The sequence below is a fragment of the Agrobacterium sp. FDAARGOS_525 genome, from assembly GCF_003938925.1.
Taxonomy (GTDB): domain Bacteria; phylum Pseudomonadota; class Alphaproteobacteria; order Rhizobiales; family Rhizobiaceae; genus Agrobacterium; species Agrobacterium pusense.
Window position 1 is genome coordinate 1,317,061 of record NZ_RKIU01000003.1, and the last position, 14,722, is coordinate 1,331,782.

Below are 14,722 nucleotides of genomic sequence, written 5' to 3' on the forward strand. Positions count from 1 at the left end.
ACTCGCATTGTAATTTAGCTAAATGACTATATGATAGAAAACATGGACAGAGCAACCCAAATCAAGGCCATGGCGAGCGAGCAGCGCCTAACGGTCCTCCGACTGCTGGCGGAACCGCAAAAGCATTTCGGCCATCAATGGTCCGCCGATCCGGTCGAGTTCGGCGTCTGCATGACATTGATTGCCGAGGCCCTAGCCGTTGCGCAGCCTACGGCAAGTCGGCATCTGGAAATTCTCAAGCAAGCGGGGTTCATCACGGTGCGGAAGCACCTGAAATGGTCGTATTGTAAGCGGGATGAGGCCGCTATCAGGGACTATCTGGACTGGTTGGCGGGAGAGCTTTCCTCACCAGGATAGGTCTGCCATCTGCCAGTGTCACGCGGGCATTTCCCGGGTGACGAAGCGGCTATGAAGCTGTTATATCTGGTTCTCAATAATGCGGCCGAGCAGTGGAAGCGCGCGCCGCGAGGGTGGGTCGAGGCAAAAACACAGTTCGCCGTTATCTTCGGCGAGCGGTTCTTCAACTGATGAAACCGGCCCCCTGCACAGAATTCCTGACACTCCCTGATTGGCCGGACAGTTTTGCGACATGTCGCCTTCTACGCATCAGACCGAATCATAACTGACCTACGCTCAGCATCAGTACCGGCTCCAAACGTCGCTTCCCGATACCCATCCTATTCACCGCCGATAGCCGCCGACTTCCGCACGGCGCTCGATACTTGTTGAACAGGCCCGATTTCGGGCTCTTTTAATCATCCCCGATCGGGGAACTGTCTGTTGCGTCCCCTCGGATTTGGGGACGGCATGACTTCTTCTACTCATCACAAACCAGAGGCGATCCAGCGCGGCGCGCGCATGTTGCGCACCGCGCTCGGCCCGGCCATCGCCCGTTTCCTTGAGGACGACGGCATCGTCGAAGTGATGCTGAACCCCGATGGGCGCATCTGGATCGACCGGCTCTCCGAAGGACTGTCCGACACCGGCGAGATGCTGTTGCCCGCCGATGGCGAGCGCATCGTGCGCCTGGTCGCCCACCATGTCGGCGCAGAGGTTCACGCCCGGTCGCCGCGCGTCTCGGCCGAGCTCCCCGAGACTGGCGAGCGGTTCGAGGGCCTGCTTCCCCCCGTCGTCGCATCGCCGGTCTTCGCCATCCGCAAGCCCGCCATCGCCGTCTTCACCCTCGACGACTATGTGGCCGCCGGGATCATGACCGCCGATCAGGCCGCGACGCTGCGCGAAGCCGTCGCATCGCGCGCCAACATCCTCGTCGCGGGCGGCACCTCGACCGGCAAGACCACGCTGACCAACGCGCTGCTCGCAGAAGTTGCCAAGACCACCGATCGCGTCGTCATCATTGAGGATACGCGCGAGCTGCAATGCGCCGCGCCCAACCTCGTTTCCATGCGGACCAAGGAAGGCGTCGCCACGCTCTCCGATCTCGTGCGGTCCTCGCTGCGCCTGCGTCCCGACCGCATCCCCATCGGCGAGGTGCGCGGCTCCGAGGCGCTGGACCTCCTCAAAGCTTGGGGCACCGGCCATCCCGGCGGCGTCGGCACGATCCATGCCGGAACCGGCATCGGTGCGCTGCGCCGGCTCGAACAGCTCATTCAAGAGGCCGTCGTCACCGTCCCGCGCGCGCTGATCGCCGAGACGATCGACCTCGTGGCCGTCCTCTCCGGCCGCGGCTCCGCGCGCCGGCTCGCCGAACTCGCCCGTGTCGAAGGGCTCGGCCCGGACGGGGACTACGCCATCACCCAAGCCATCCCCACCAGCACAGGAGACCCCCCATGAAGCCCCCGATCAATGTCCAAAAACCGCCGAAGCCTTCCGTTCTGCGCGGTGCCTATGACCGTCTCGCTGCCTCGACCGCACTTGTCACCATCATGGTGATGACGGCGACGCCGCCGGCCTATGCCTCCGGCTCATCCATGCCGTGGGAAGCGCCGCTCCAGAAAATCCTCCAGTCGATCGAGGGGCCGGTCGCCAAGATCATTGCCGTCATCATCATTATCGCCACGGGCCTCGCGCTCGCCTTCGGTGATACGTCGGGCGGCTTCCGCAAGCTGATCCAGATCGTCTTCGGCCTGTCGATCGCATTTGCGGCCAGCTCGTTCTTCCTCAGCTTCTTCAGCTTCGGCGGCGGGGCGCTGGTCTGATGGCGGTCGCTTTCGAACAACTGGGTGTGCCGGGATTCACCGTCCCGGTTCACCGCGCGCTGACCGAGCACATCCTGCTCGGCGGTGCGCCAAGGAGCATCGCGATCCTCAACGGGACGCTGGCCGGGGCCGTGGGCCTCGGCCTGCGCCTCTGGCTGGTCGGCCTCGCCATCTGGGCCATCGGCCATTTCGCCGCCGTCTGGGCCGCGAAACGCGATCCACTCTTCGTGGAAGTCGGCCGCCGGCATCTGCGCATCCCCGCCAACCTGTCGGTCTGAGGGGGCCTCGCCATGATGAACCTCGCCGAATATCGCCGCAGCGCCAGCCGCCTTGCCGATTTCCTGCCATGGGCCGCGCTGGTCGGCCCCGGTGTCGTCCTCAACAAGGACGGCTCGTTCCAGCGCACGGCGTCGTTTCGCGGACCTGATCTCGATAGCGCCGTCGCCGCCGAACTGGTCGCCGTCGCCGGCCGCATCAACAACGCCTTCCGTCGTCTCGGCTCCGGCTGGAGCATCTTCGTGGAGGCGCAGCGCCATCAGGCAGCGACCTATCCGAACGACATCTTTCCGGACGCCGCTTCCGGTCTGGTCGATGCCGAGCGCAAAGCCGACTTCGAGGAGGAAGGCGTTCACTTCGTCTCCGGTTACTACCTAACCTTCCTCTATCTGCCGCCGGCCGAGGAAGCTGCCCGCGCCGAAACCTGGCTCTATGAGGGCCGTGAGCGAACCGGCGTCGATCCGAACGAGATCCTGCGCACGTTCGTGGATCGCACGGATCGCGTGCTGGCGCTGCTCGACGGCTTCATGCCCGAATGCGCCTGGCTCGATGACAGCGAGACGCTGACCTACCTTCATTCGACCGTCTCGACCAACCGGCATCGCGTGCGCGTCCCCGAGACGCCGATCTATCTCGATGCGCTGCTCGCCGATCAGCCGCTGACCGGCGGGCTGGAACCGCGCCTCGGCTCCGAGCATCTGCGCATCCTCACCATCATCGGCTTTCCGACCGCGACGACGCCCGGTTTGTTGGACGATCTCAACCGGCTGGCCTTTCCGTATCGTTGGAGTACGCGGGCGATCCTGCTCGACAAAACCGACGCGACGAAGCTGCTGACCAAAATCCGCCGCCAGTGGTTCGCGAAGCGGAAGAGCATCGCCGCGATCCTCAAGGAAGTGATGACCAACGAGGCGTCCGCCCTCTTGGACACCGACGCCGCGAACAAAGCAGCCGACGCCGACGTGGCCTTGCAGGAACTCGGTCAGGACGTGGCGGGCATGGCTTATGTCACCGCGACGATCGCGGTATGGGACGCCGATCCGCGTCTCGCCGACGAGAAGCTGCGCCTGGTCGAGAAGGTCATTCAGGGCCGCGACTTCACGGCCATGATCGAAACCGTCAATGCCGTCGATGCCTGGCTCGGCTCGTTGCCCGGACATGCCTACGCAAATGTCCGCCAGCCGCCCATCTCGACGCTCAATCTCGCCCACATGATCCCCCTCTCCGCGGTGTGGGCGGGGCCGGAACGGGACGAGCATTTCGGTGCGCCCCCCTTGCTGTATGGCAAGACCGAAGGCTCGACCCCGTTCCGCTTAAGTCTCCACGTCGGGGACGTGGGCCACACGCTGGTCGTCGGCCCGACTGGCGCGGGCAAATCCGTGCTGCTCGCCCTCATGGCCTTGCAGTTCCGGCGCTACGAGCGGTCCCAGGTCTTCGCCTTCGACTTCGGCGGTTCGATCCGCGCCGCCGCCGTCGCCATGGGCGGCGACTGGCACGATCTCGGCGGCGGGCTGACCGAGGGCTCGGACGCCTCGGTCTCGCTCCAGCCGCTCGCCCGAATCCACGACACTTACGAACGCGCCTGGGCGGCCGACTGGATCGTTGCGATCCTCATGCGCGAAAGCATCGTCATCACGCCGGAAGTGAAGGAGCACATCTGGACGGCGCTGACTTCGCTCGCCTCGGCGCCCGTCGAGGAACGCACCATCACCGGCTTCGCGGTCCTGCTCCAGTCCAACGACACCAAGCAGGCACTCCGGCCTTACTGCGTCGGCGGCGCCTATGGCCGGCTGCTCGACGCCGAGACCGAGCATCTGGGCTCCGCCGCCGTGCAGGCGTTCGAGATCGAGGGCCTGGTCGGCACGGGGGCCGCGCCTGCCGTCCTGTCATATCTTTTCCACCGCATCGGCGACCGGCTCGACGGGCGGCCGACGCTGCTCATCATCGACGAAGGCTGGCTGGCGCTGGACGATGAAGGCTTTGCCGGCCAGCTCCGCGAGTGGCTGAAGACGCTGCGCAAGAAGAACGCATCGGTCATCTTCGCCACGCAAAGCCTGTCCGACATCGACAATTCGAGCATCGCGCCGGCCATCATCGAAAGCTGCCCGACGCGGCTGTTGCTGCCGAACGAACGCGCGATCGAGCCGCAGATCACGGCGATCTATCGGCGCTTCGGCCTCAATGACCGCCAGATCGAAATCCTCGCGCGGGCCACGCCCAAGCGCGACTATTACTGCCAGTCGCGGCGCGGCAACCGCCTGTTCGAGCTGGGGCTCAGCGAAGTCGGCCTCGCGCTCTGCGCCGCATCCTCCAAATCCGACCAGACCCTGATCGCGAACCTCGTCGCCGAACACGGCCGCGACGGCTTCCTCGCCGCGTGGCTGCGCGCCCGCGACGCCGGTTGGGCCGCCGATCTCATCCCGAACTTCCCCCAAGCAGAAAAGGAGACTCTGCCATGAAGACCCGTCTTACCCGCTCGCGCGCCGCCGTCCTGGCCGCAACGATGCTCGCGGTTTCGCCCATGCTGGCGACGCAGCCGGCCCACGCCTTCGGCTTTGGCCGCATCGTCTATGACCCGACCAACTATGCGCAAAACGTCCTGACGGCGGCGCGCACGCTAGAACAGATCACCCATCAGATTACGAGCCTGCAAAACGAAGCGCAGATGCTCATCAATCAGGCCAGGAACCTCGCCAGCCTGCCGTTCTCGGCCCTCCAGACCTTGCAGCAGAACGTGCAGCGCACCCAGCAGCTTCTCGGCCAGGCGCAGAACATCGCCTTCGACATCCAGAAGGTCGATCAGGCGTTCCAGAGCCAATACGGCAATGTCTCGATGTCGGCGACCGACGCCGAGATGGTCAAGGGAGCGCGCGACCGCTGGAAAAACACCGTCGGCGGCCTTCAGGATGCGATGCGCGTGCAGGCTGGCGTCGTCGGCAACATCGACACCAACCGCTCGCAGATGTCAGCGCTGATCGGGCAGAGCCAGGGTGCGACCGGTGCGCTTCAGGCCACGCAGGCGGGCAATCAGCTCCTCGCGCTCCAGTCCCAGCAGCTTTCCGATCTCGTCGCGCTCCTCGCCGCCAATGGCCGCGCGGGTGCGCTAACCGAGGCCGAGCGCGCCGCAGCCGCCGAACAGGGCCGCGAACAGCGCCGCCGCTTCCTGACGCCGGGAACCGCCTATTCGCCCGGCAACGCGTGGATGTTCGGCAACGGCAACTGAGGCCGGAAGGGAGGAGGATCATGGACGGCAAGATGCTGGCCCGGTTGGGCGCCATCGTCTTCGTCGCGGTCGCCATCACGGCGACCGCGATCGAGATGACCCGCAAGGAAGAGGCTCCGGCGCCCGCGCCGGCCAGCCTTCAGGAGCCCGCGCGCGATCCGCTGCGCGAAGGACAACGCCGGTGCCAGCAGCTTGGGCAGAAGGCGGCCGAGAATAGCGAGTGCATGCGCGTCTGGGCCGAAACCCGCGACCGCTTCCTTGGCCGCGCGCCCGCGCCCGCCGCCCCCGAAGGGCGGTGAGCCATGGGCGGCGCAGGCGTCATCGACAATTTCCTCGGAACCTTCACCCGCTATATCGACTCAGGCTTCGGGCTGCTCGGCGGCGAGGTGGCGTTCATCGCCACAACCCTCATCGTCATCGACGTGACGTTGGCGGCGCTGTTCTGGTCCTGGGCCGCCGATGACGACATCATCGCGCGGCTGGTAAAGAAGACGCTGTTCGTCGGCGTCTTCGCCTATCTCATCGGCAACTGGAACAACCTGGCGAAGATCGTCTTCGACAGCTTCGCCGGCCTCGGCCTGAAGGCCAGCGGGACCGGGTTTTCAGCCGCCGACCTGATGCGCCCCGGTAAGGTTGCACAGACCGGCCTCGATGCGGCGCGGCCGCTGCTCGAATCCATCTCCGACCTGATGGGCTGGATCGCCTTCTTCGAGAATTTCATCCAGATCGCCTGCCTGCTCTTCGCCTGGGCGCTGGTCATCCTCGCCTTCTTCATTTTGGCGATCCAACTCTTCGTGACGCTGATCGAGTTCAAGCTGGCGACGCTCGCCGGCTTTGTCCTCATCCCATTCGGCCTCTTCGGAAAAACCGCTTTCATGGCCGAGCGTGTGCTTGGCAACGTGATTTCCAGCGGCATCAAGGTTCTGGTGCTCGCCGTCATCATCGGTATCGGCTCGACGCTCTTCAGTCAGTTCACGCAGGGCTTCGGCGGTCAGACGCCGAGCATCGACGATGCCATGGCCGTCGTACTCGCCGCCTTGTCTCTGCTTGGCCTCGGCATCTTCGGTCCCGGCATCGCCAACGGCCTCGTCTCTGGCGGCCCCCAGCTAGGCGCTGGCGCTGCCGTTGGCACCGGCCTTGCCGCAGGCGGCATGGTGCTCGCCGGTGCTGGCGCTGCCGGCCTTGCCGCCAAAGGCGGCGCAGCCGCGCTTTCCACCGGCGCTGCCGCCGTGCGTGGTGGCGCGACCGCAGCCGGCGCGGCATCCGCCGCCTTCAGCCTCGGTTCGCTCGGCCAGTCCGGCGCAGCGGGCGCGGCATCCGGCATGGGCGGCGTCGGACGCGCGGCAGGCTCCGCCGCCCTGTCGCCGCTGCGCCGTGCGGCGGCGAGCGTCAAATCCAGCTTCTCCGATGGCGTGAAGAGCGGTTTTGGCGCGACGGGCGGCTCCTCGACCATGGGGACCATTGGCGGCTCCGCCGATGCCAGTGCCGACGCATCCGCCACCCAGACCACCAACGGCCAACCCGATTGGGCGAAGCGGATGCAGCGCTCGCAGCGTCTCTCCCACGGCGTCCAGTCCACGGCTCATGCCGTCCGCTCCGGCGACAGCCACGGCTCCGGTTCCTCCGTCAACCTCTCTGAAAGTGACCGCTCATGAATCTCTTCAAGCGTCCTGCCGCGCATTACGGCAAAACACCTCAACCCGAGACGCCTTACCAGAAGGCCGCCCAGGTCTGGGACGAGCGTATCGGCTCGGCCCGCGTGCAGGCCAAGAACTGGCGCTACATGGCCTTCGGCTCGCTAGTTCTTTCCGCAGGCTTCGCCGTCGCTCTCGTCTGGCAGTCGGTGCAGGGCACCGTCGTTCCCTGGGTGGTGCAGGTCGACAAGCTCGGCCAGGCCCAGACCGTCGCCCCTGCGACCGCCGATTTCCGCCCGACCGATCCGCAGATCGCGTGGCATCTCGGCCGCTTCATCGAACAGGTGCGCAGCATCCCCGCCGATCCGATCATCGTCCGGCAGAACTGGCTTCGCGCCTATGAATGGACCACCGATCGCGGAGCAGGCGCGCTCAACGACTACGCCCGCACCAACGACCCTTTCACCAAGGTCGGCAAGCAGCAGATCGCCGTGGATGTCTCCAGCGTCATCCGCGCATCGCCCGACTCGTTCCGCGTCGCCTGGACGGAACGCCATTTCGAGAACGGCCAGCTTTCGGGCACAGAACGCTGGACCGCGATCCTGACCATTGCCGTGCAGCCGCCGCGCGACGCGGAACGGCTGAAAGCCAATCCGCTCGGCATCTATGTCAACGCCATCAACTGGTCGCGGGAGATGGGCCAATGAACCGCGCTATTCGCAAGCCCGCCATCGCGGCCGTTCTGCTCTCGGCGACCATGCTCGCCGGCTGCGCCTCCACCAAACCGCCGCAGATCAGCTACGACAATAGCGTCCCGCCGCTGCCGGCCATTCCCGTCGCCGTGACGGATGAGCGGCTGAAGCCATTGCATGTGCCTCCCGCCTGGACGGTCGCACGCGGGGGCCAGACGGCCAGCACCGCGACCGGCCGCGTCGAAAACGCTAATGTCGCTGCCCGTGTGCAGCCGCGCCGGGAGGGCTACTTCAACGCCATACAGGTCTATCCGTGGTCGGAAGGCGCGCTCTATCAGGTCTATGCCGCGCCCGGCCAGATCACCAGCATCACGCTCGAACCCGGCGAGACCCTGACGGGCGCGGGACCGATCGCCGCTGGCGATACCGCCCGCTGGATCATTGGCGATACCGAATCCGGTTCCGGCGTCGCCCGCCGCGTGCATGTGCTGGTGAAGCCGACGCGCGCCGACATCACCACCAATCTCGTCATCACCACCGACCGGCGCACCTACATGGTCGAGCTGCGTTCCGGCGAGAAGCCCTATATGCCCGCCGTGTCCTGGTCCTATCCACAGCCGGCAGGTGGCGGGCGTCAGGCGGTTCCCGCAACGCCGGTCATCCCTGTCGTCACCGCGCGCAACTACCGTTACGGCCTGACCGGCAGCGTCAATCCGCCATGGAAGCCCGTCGCCGTCTATGACGACGGCCGCCGTGTCTATGTCGAATTCCCGCGCGGCATCGTGCAGGGCGAAATGCCGCCGATCTTTGTCATCGGCCCCGAAGGCGAGGCCCAGATCGCCAACACTCGCATCCATCAACACATCCTGATCGTCGATCGCCTGTTCGGCGCGGCCGAGCTGCGCCTTGGCGCGGGCGACCGCCAGCAGACCGTCAGGATCGTCCGCACTGACGGGAGGCCGCAGTCATGAGTGAAGCCGAATCCAACGCCGCTCCGATGCGCCTGCGCGCCGAAGCTCCGCGCGTCACGCGCCTGTCACGCAAGATGCTCGCCAGCGTCGCGGCTGTCGCCCTGGTCGGGATCGGCGGGGCACTGATCTACGCGCTCCAGACACGCACGGGCAGCGATGGCGGCGAGAAATTATACTCCACCAACAACCGCCAGACCGCCGACGGTCTCGCCGGCCTGCCGCGTGACTACACCGGCCCCGTCCTTGGGCCAGCGCTGCCGGGCGATCTCGGCGGCCCGATCCTGTCCGCGCAGAATGCCGGTCAGCCGGTCGCGTCGGCCGTCGTTCCGACGCCGGGTGTCGACGAGGCCGAGCAGCGCCGCCGCGCCGAGGAGGAAGCCGCACGCCTCAGCACCGTGTTCTTCCAGACGAGGCAGGGTTCGACCGCCGCGACACCGGGCGCAATGCCGGGCCTTGCCGGTTTCGACGCCGGTAGCGCCGCAGCAGGGCAACCGACCGCACAGGACCGGCAACTGGCCTTCCTCAACGCCGCAGCGGACCGGCGCACGGTCACGCCGGATCGCGTAACGCCGCCGGCGTCGCCCTTCGTGCTTCAGGCAGGCGCAGTCATATCGGCCGCGCTTATCACCGGCATTCGTTCCGATCTTCCCGGCCAGATCACCGCGCAGGTCACGGAGAACATTTATGACAGCCCGACCGGCAGCATCCTGCTCGTGCCGCAGGGCACGCGGCTGATCGGCCAGTATGACAACAGCGTCCAGTTCGGCCAGCGCCGCGTGCTACTCGTCTGGAACCGCCTCATCATGCCGAACGGCCGTTCCATCGTTCTCGAGCGCCAGCCGGGCGCGGACACGCAGGGCTATGCCGGTTTGGAGGATGGTGTCGATTATCATTGGTGGGATCTCGCCAAGGCCGCCGCGCTCTCGACCCTGCTTGGCGTCGGCGCGGAACTCGCCACCGACGACAATGACCGCCTGATCCGCGCCATCCGCGACGGTGCTCAGGACACCGTGAATCAGGCCGGTCAGCAGATCGTCCAGCGCCAGTTGCAGGTTGCCCCGACGCTGACCATCCGGCCCGGTTTCCCGGTGCGCGTCATCGTTACAAAGGATTTGGTGCTCGAACCCTACAGGAGCTGACCATGACCAAGCTGAAACTCGGCCCCATCGCCGATGATAAACCCGTCAAGATTACGCTGGAGCTGCCAGCGACGCTCCATCGCGATTTGTCCGACTACGGCCGCCTCTTGGCCGAAGGCGGCGCGCCCATCGAGCCCGCCAAGCTGATCGTGCCGATGCTCGAACGCTTCATCGCCACCGACCGCGGTTTCGCCAAGGCGCGACGGTCAACAGGTTGATCGCTCTAAGCCGATTGCCGGTGTGGAATGGTGCAAACGCAAATGACCTGCGCCGCAGATGACGGGGGTGCCGCACACATATGTGCTTAAATACGGCACGCTACCGGCCAGAGATCTTTCGCCATGGTTCGCCAGACGCCGGGAATGCAGCCAAGTCGCTGACCCGGTTGAACGAAGGAGGTCTGGCATGAACACATGGATTGGCGGGATCGGACGCGGCGGAGATGGACGATGAACCAGCCGTCGCCCCCTCTTAGCAAACGCACCATCCGCAGGGACCAGCTTCGCGAGATCGTCCCCCTGGCCGACACCACCATCTACGACATGGAGCAGCGCGGCGAGTTTCCGCAGCGCTTCTACCTGACCTCTCGAACCGTGGTATGGGATCTCGGCGAGGTTGAGGCTTGGCTCGAAGAACGTCGCCGAGCCTCCAGAGCGAAGACGGCCAAGCGTGCGCCGGCGCCCGACGTCACGCTCAGGAAGACCCGTCCGGTCAAAGGCTAGGCTCCGGGGCCAGAAGGTCCATGGAGGTCGGATAGAGCGTCGGGGTGTATTTCTGGCCGCCGACCCATGCGTCGATCAGATTGCCCCATTCCTGCATCATGTGCCGGCGCTGGTGCTCATACTCGGCCTTGTTATAGACGCCGCGCGAAGAACGTCCGTCCTCGTGAGCCAGGCACTTCTCGATCCAGTCGCTGTTGAAGCCCAGTTCGTTGAGCAGCGTCGAGCCCGTGCGACGAAGGTCATGCACGGTGAAGGGCTCCAGCGGCAGTCCCGCCTTCTTGGCCTGCACGACGACCGCCGTGGTGACGCGGTTGAAGGTCGCGCGCGACATCGGCGCATCCGCGTCGTAGCGCGACGGCAGCAGGTAGCGCGAATTGCCGGCACAGGTCTTGAGCGCGACGAGGATGTCGAGCGACTGTTCGCACAGATAGACGTTGTGCGGCTTGGAGCGTTTCATGCGCTCCTTCGGGATCGACCACACGGCATTCTCGAAGTCGACCTCATCCCACACCGCGTCCTGCAGCTCGCTCTTGCGGACCATGGTAAGCAGGATGCATAGCGGCAATCAAGGTGAGATTCAGCGTCAATCAGGATGAGACTTGCGCCGGGGTGTGACGAAGTGAGGGCGTAGCCCGATCGTAGTCATACCCCGGCGTGGCGCAGATTTTCGGCGTCTCAAGATCGCGGTCGGTCCGGTACATTTGCGGTTTTCTGGATTGGAGAACCAGTTTGTGCCGGGTCGCCATTTAACCGATCATCAGATGAGACTCTTTATGAAGTACCGACAAACGCATTCCGTAGAGATCGCCGCGGCAAAAGCGTCGATCAGCCGAGCCACGGCATACCGCCTCGACAAGAAGGTACACCTACCATCTCAGAGCAAAGCGCCGCGTGGACGTCGCCGCCCTGATCCCCTCGAGCCGATTTTCGAGACTGAAGTCGTCCCGCTGCTGAAGGCCGCCCCTGGCATCCGTGCCGTCGCCGTCTACAACGAGATGCTGCGCCGACATCCAGAACTATCTGAAGGTATCCGCCGTACGCTTGAACGACGCATCCGGTCGTGGCGTGCTGTCAATGGCGAAGCGCAGGAGGTCATCTTCCGCCAGACGCACGAGCCAGGCCGACTGGGCCTTTCGGATTTTACCGACGCCAGCGGCCTTGGTGTAACGATCGCCGGCCAGCCGCTTGATCATCTGTTCTATCACTTTCGGCTCGTCTGGTCGGGCTTCGAACACGCCCATGTCATTCTCGGCGGGGAAAGCTTCGTCGCGCTGGCCGAAGGACTTCAAAATGCCCTGTGGTCCGTGGGTGGTACGCCGCTTTATCATCGCAGCGACAGCCTGTCGGCGGCATTCCGCAACCTCGATGCCGACGCCAGGGTCGATCTCACACACCGTTACGATCAGCTTTGCTCCCATTATCGGATGACCCCGACGCGCAACAACAAAGGTGTCGCGCATGAGAACGGCTCGATCGAAAGCTCGCATGGTCATCTCAAAAACGCTGTTCACGATGCCCTGCTGATGCGGGGCACCAAGGAATTCGACGATCTCGGTTCTTACCGCGCTTTTGTCGACGAGATCGTCAGCCGTCGCAACGCTGCCCATGGCAGGCGTATCGATGCAGAGCGGTCCCATCTGCAGTCGCTGCCTGAGCGCCGGACCACGGACTTCGAGGAGATTGTTGTCACTGTGTCCCGGACGGGCGGCTTCACCCTGCGCAAGGTCTTCTACACCGTGCCGTCCCGCCTGATCGGCCACAGGTTACGAGTTCGCCTGTTCGACGATCGGCTGGATGTCTTCGTTGGCGGTACGCATCTGATGACGTTGCGCCGGGGACGTGGCCACGCTGACGGGCGACACGACCAGGTCGTCAACTACCACCACGTCATCCATTCCCTGCGTAAAAAGCCGATGGCGCTCCGTGGCCTCGTTTATCGCGACAAGCTCTTCCCGCGAGAAGAATATCGCAAGGCCTTCGAGGCCCTGACCGAACATCTTCCCGATAAGCAGGCTTGCAAGATCACCGTTGAGCTTCTGGCACTGGCGCATGACCGCGGCTGCGAACGCGAACTTGCCGAAGAATTGGCCAGGACACTCGATGCTGGTGAGTTACCCAACCTGGCTGCCATGCGAGCGCTCTTCGGTCCGGACCCGGCCAAGCTGCCGACCGTTCATGTGCAACTCGCATCGCTTAACGGTTATGAGGCCCTGATCGGGACGGGAGAAGCCGCATGAAGAACGCACACGCCATCGATGAAGCACGGCTCGGTATCATGCTCAACGAACTTCGGTTGCCGACAATTAAAACGCTTTGGCCGCAATTTGCCGAGCAGGCGGACCGGGAAGGATGGCCAGCAGCTCGATTCCTGTCGGCTATTGCCGAGCACGAGCTGGCAGAACGTGCAAATCGCAGGATTGAACGGCATCTCGCCGAAGCGCACCTGCCGCCTGGAAAGACCTTGGACAGCTTCGCCTTTGACGCTGTACCTATGATCTCGAAGGCCCAGGTCATGGCAATTACCGCCGGCGACAGTTGGCTCGCCAAGGGAGCGAACATCCTCATGTTCGGTCCGCCCGGCGGAGGAAAGAGCCATCTTGCTGCTGCCATCGGTCTCGCGCTGATTGAGAACGGATGGCGGGTCCTGTTCACCCGAACCACCGATCTTGTGCAGAAGCTTCAGGTTGCCCGTCGAGAACTCCAGCTTGAATCAGCCATCGACAAACTCAACAAATACGACCTGCTCATCCTCGATGACCTCGCCTACGTCACCAAGGACCAGGCGGAAACAAGTGTGCTCTTCGAACTGATCTCGGCCCGATACGAGCACAGGTCGATCCTGATCACCGCCAATCAGCCGTTCGGAGAGTGGAACAGGGTCTTTCCCGATCCTGCCATGACACTCGCCGCAGTCGACCGGCTCGTGCACCATGCCACGATCTTCGAGATGAATGTCGAAAGCTATCGCCGCAGAGCAGCACTTGAGGAAAAGCGCCAGCGAGGCCGACCCGCTTCGTTTGCGACAATCAGGACCTCAACGCTGTCTGTCGCGGAGCGGCAATCAGAAAATGACGAAGAACTTGTCAGCGACAATCAGCATGATAATCTGACCCCGACCGCGACCTAAGAATCTCATCCAGATTGTCGCCCGCGTCTCATCCTAATCGCCGCGCTATAGCAGGATCAGCTTCAGGCCGAGCCGGATCGTCGGCAACGTCGCCACATGCTCAAGCTGGCCGAGCATGACCCGGATTTCGGCGGGCGAGAGCGAACGGTCCTTCGGAACGAACGTCGCGATCGAGGCAGGCCCGACCTCTTCGGCGGGGTTCGGCACCTTCTCGCCGTGCAACTTGGCGAATGCGAACACCAGCTTCACGATGTCACGGACATGGACGGCCGTGGCCGGCGCTCCCCGCTTCTTCACCTTATCGCACATCGCCCGGAGATCCTCAGGCGTGATTTCCGTCAGCAGCCGGTTGCGGAACGTCGGCAGGATGTCGCGCTCGTAGATCGAGCGCCGCATCGCGCGGGTGCTTTCCGCCATCCGGTGCTCTTGCAGCCAGCGTTCGCCAAACTCGCCGAAGCTCTTCGCTTCCTTGATGCGGCGTTTCTCGCGCTGCTTCTCCTGGGCGGGCGACCGCCCTTCCTGAATCGAGCGCTGCGCGTCGATCAACTTCTCCCGCGCACGGGCCAGAGAGAGGCCCGCCGGCCCGTAGCGGCCGAGCGTCAAAGTCTCCCTTCGACCGTGCATACGGTAGTCATAGCGGAATACCACGGCGCCCGACGGGTTCACGACGACGTACATACCGTCACGGTCAGAGACCTTGTATAATTTATCCTTTGGTTTCAGTGACTTGATCGCAGCATCAGTAAGCATCGGACCCTCCGATTTCGTTCAAGAAACGT

At 64.4% G+C, this 14,722-nt stretch carries 15 protein-coding genes and 3 pseudogenes; 16 read left to right on the plus strand and 2 right to left on the minus strand.

Features of this window, described 5'->3' with window-relative positions:
- Nucleotides 1-42: 42 nt before the first annotated feature.
- The 14 genes and pseudogenes from EGT36_RS07615 to EGT36_RS07680 all read left to right on the plus strand — a co-directional run bounded on the left by EGT36_RS07615 (nucleotide 43) and on the right by EGT36_RS07680 (nucleotide 10,816).
- Complete coding sequence (locus EGT36_RS07615; RefSeq protein WP_210211226.1) at nucleotides 43-357, plus strand: ArsR/SmtB family transcription factor; 315 nt, start codon at nucleotides 43-45, stop codon at nucleotides 355-357.
- Nucleotides 358-375: 18 nt separating this feature from the next.
- Nucleotides 376-528 (plus strand): annotated as a pseudogene (locus EGT36_RS07620) (transposase); the annotation flags it as partial.
- A gap of 279 nt (nucleotides 529-807) precedes the next feature.
- Nucleotides 808-1,794 (plus strand): P-type conjugative transfer ATPase TrbB, encoded by a 987-nt coding sequence (gene trbB / locus EGT36_RS07625; protein WP_125270215.1) that lies wholly within the window; start codon nucleotides 808-810, stop codon nucleotides 1,792-1,794.
- Nucleotides 1,795-1,886: 92 nt separating this feature from the next.
- Nucleotides 1,887-2,159, plus strand: coding sequence for a TrbC/VirB2 family type IV secretion system protein (locus EGT36_RS07630; protein WP_285294195.1), 273 nt, complete (start codon nucleotides 1,887-1,889; stop codon nucleotides 2,157-2,159).
- The gene (locus EGT36_RS07635) at nucleotides 2,159-2,437 is read left to right on the plus strand and encodes a VirB3 family type IV secretion system protein (RefSeq protein ID WP_125270216.1); all 279 of its coding nucleotides are present in this window, start codon (nucleotides 2,159-2,161) and stop codon (nucleotides 2,435-2,437) included. The genes EGT36_RS07630 and EGT36_RS07635 overlap by 1 nt, the downstream gene beginning before the upstream one ends.
- A gap of 12 nt (nucleotides 2,438-2,449) precedes the next feature.
- Complete coding sequence (trbE, locus tag EGT36_RS07640; RefSeq protein ID WP_125270217.1) at nucleotides 2,450-4,894, plus strand: conjugal transfer protein TrbE; 2,445 nt, start codon at nucleotides 2,450-2,452, stop codon at nucleotides 4,892-4,894.
- Complete coding sequence (gene trbJ, locus EGT36_RS07645) at nucleotides 4,891-5,658, plus strand: P-type conjugative transfer protein TrbJ (RefSeq protein ID WP_125270218.1); 768 nt, start codon at nucleotides 4,891-4,893, stop codon at nucleotides 5,656-5,658. Before trbE ends, trbJ begins: the two co-directional genes overlap by 4 nt.
- A 20-nt stretch (nucleotides 5,659-5,678) precedes the next feature.
- The gene (trbK-alt, locus tag EGT36_RS07650; protein ID WP_125270219.1) at nucleotides 5,679-5,957 is read left to right on the plus strand and encodes a putative entry exclusion protein TrbK-alt; all 279 of its coding nucleotides are present in this window, start codon (nucleotides 5,679-5,681) and stop codon (nucleotides 5,955-5,957) included.
- 3 nt (nucleotides 5,958-5,960) lie between these two features.
- Complete coding sequence (gene trbL, locus EGT36_RS07655) at nucleotides 5,961-7,313, plus strand: P-type conjugative transfer protein TrbL (RefSeq protein ID WP_125270220.1); 1,353 nt, start codon at nucleotides 5,961-5,963, stop codon at nucleotides 7,311-7,313.
- Nucleotides 7,310-7,999, plus strand: coding sequence for a conjugal transfer protein TrbF (gene trbF, locus EGT36_RS07660; protein WP_125270221.1), 690 nt, complete (start codon nucleotides 7,310-7,312; stop codon nucleotides 7,997-7,999). The genes trbL and trbF overlap by 4 nt, the downstream gene beginning before the upstream one ends.
- The gene (trbG, locus tag EGT36_RS07665; RefSeq protein ID WP_125270222.1) at nucleotides 7,996-8,955 is read left to right on the plus strand and encodes a P-type conjugative transfer protein TrbG; all 960 of its coding nucleotides are present in this window, start codon (nucleotides 7,996-7,998) and stop codon (nucleotides 8,953-8,955) included. Before trbF ends, trbG begins: the two co-directional genes overlap by 4 nt.
- Nucleotides 8,952-10,094 carry a TraB/TrbI/VirB10 family type IV secretion system protein gene (locus EGT36_RS07670; RefSeq protein WP_125270223.1) on the plus strand — a complete coding sequence of 381 codons (1,143 nt, stop codon included), beginning with the start codon at nucleotides 8,952-8,954 and terminating at the stop codon, nucleotides 10,092-10,094. Before trbG ends, EGT36_RS07670 begins: the two co-directional genes overlap by 4 nt.
- A gap of 2 nt (nucleotides 10,095-10,096) precedes the next feature.
- The gene (locus tag EGT36_RS07675; protein ID WP_125270224.1) at nucleotides 10,097-10,312 is read left to right on the plus strand and encodes a DUF2274 domain-containing protein; all 216 of its coding nucleotides are present in this window, start codon (nucleotides 10,097-10,099) and stop codon (nucleotides 10,310-10,312) included.
- Nucleotides 10,313-10,543: 231 nt separating this feature from the next.
- Complete coding sequence (locus EGT36_RS07680; RefSeq protein ID WP_125270225.1) at nucleotides 10,544-10,816, plus strand: helix-turn-helix transcriptional regulator; 273 nt, start codon at nucleotides 10,544-10,546, stop codon at nucleotides 10,814-10,816.
- Here EGT36_RS07680 and EGT36_RS07685 read toward each other — a convergent pair.
- Nucleotides 10,806-11,366, minus strand: a pseudogene (locus EGT36_RS07685) (tyrosine-type recombinase/integrase); the annotation flags it as partial. The gene EGT36_RS07680 and the pseudogene EGT36_RS07685 sit on opposite strands and share 11 nt — an antisense overlap.
- A 181-nt stretch (nucleotides 11,367-11,547) precedes the next feature.
- Here EGT36_RS07685 and istA point away from each other — a divergent pair.
- Nucleotides 11,548-13,053 carry an IS21 family transposase gene (gene istA / locus EGT36_RS07690; RefSeq protein WP_125270226.1) on the plus strand — a complete coding sequence of 502 codons (1,506 nt, stop codon included), beginning with the start codon at nucleotides 11,548-11,550 and terminating at the stop codon, nucleotides 13,051-13,053.
- Entirely contained in the window at nucleotides 13,050-13,943 is an 894-nt protein-coding gene (gene istB / locus EGT36_RS07695; protein ID WP_037095010.1) for an IS21-like element ISRel5 family helper ATPase IstB, read from the plus strand. Before istA ends, istB begins: the two co-directional genes overlap by 4 nt.
- A 48-nt stretch (nucleotides 13,944-13,991) precedes the next feature.
- Here the strand turns inward: istB and EGT36_RS07700 are convergent.
- Nucleotides 13,992-14,693: pseudogene (locus EGT36_RS07700) on the minus strand (tyrosine-type recombinase/integrase); the annotation flags it as partial.
- Nucleotides 14,694-14,722: the final 29 nt, after the last annotated feature.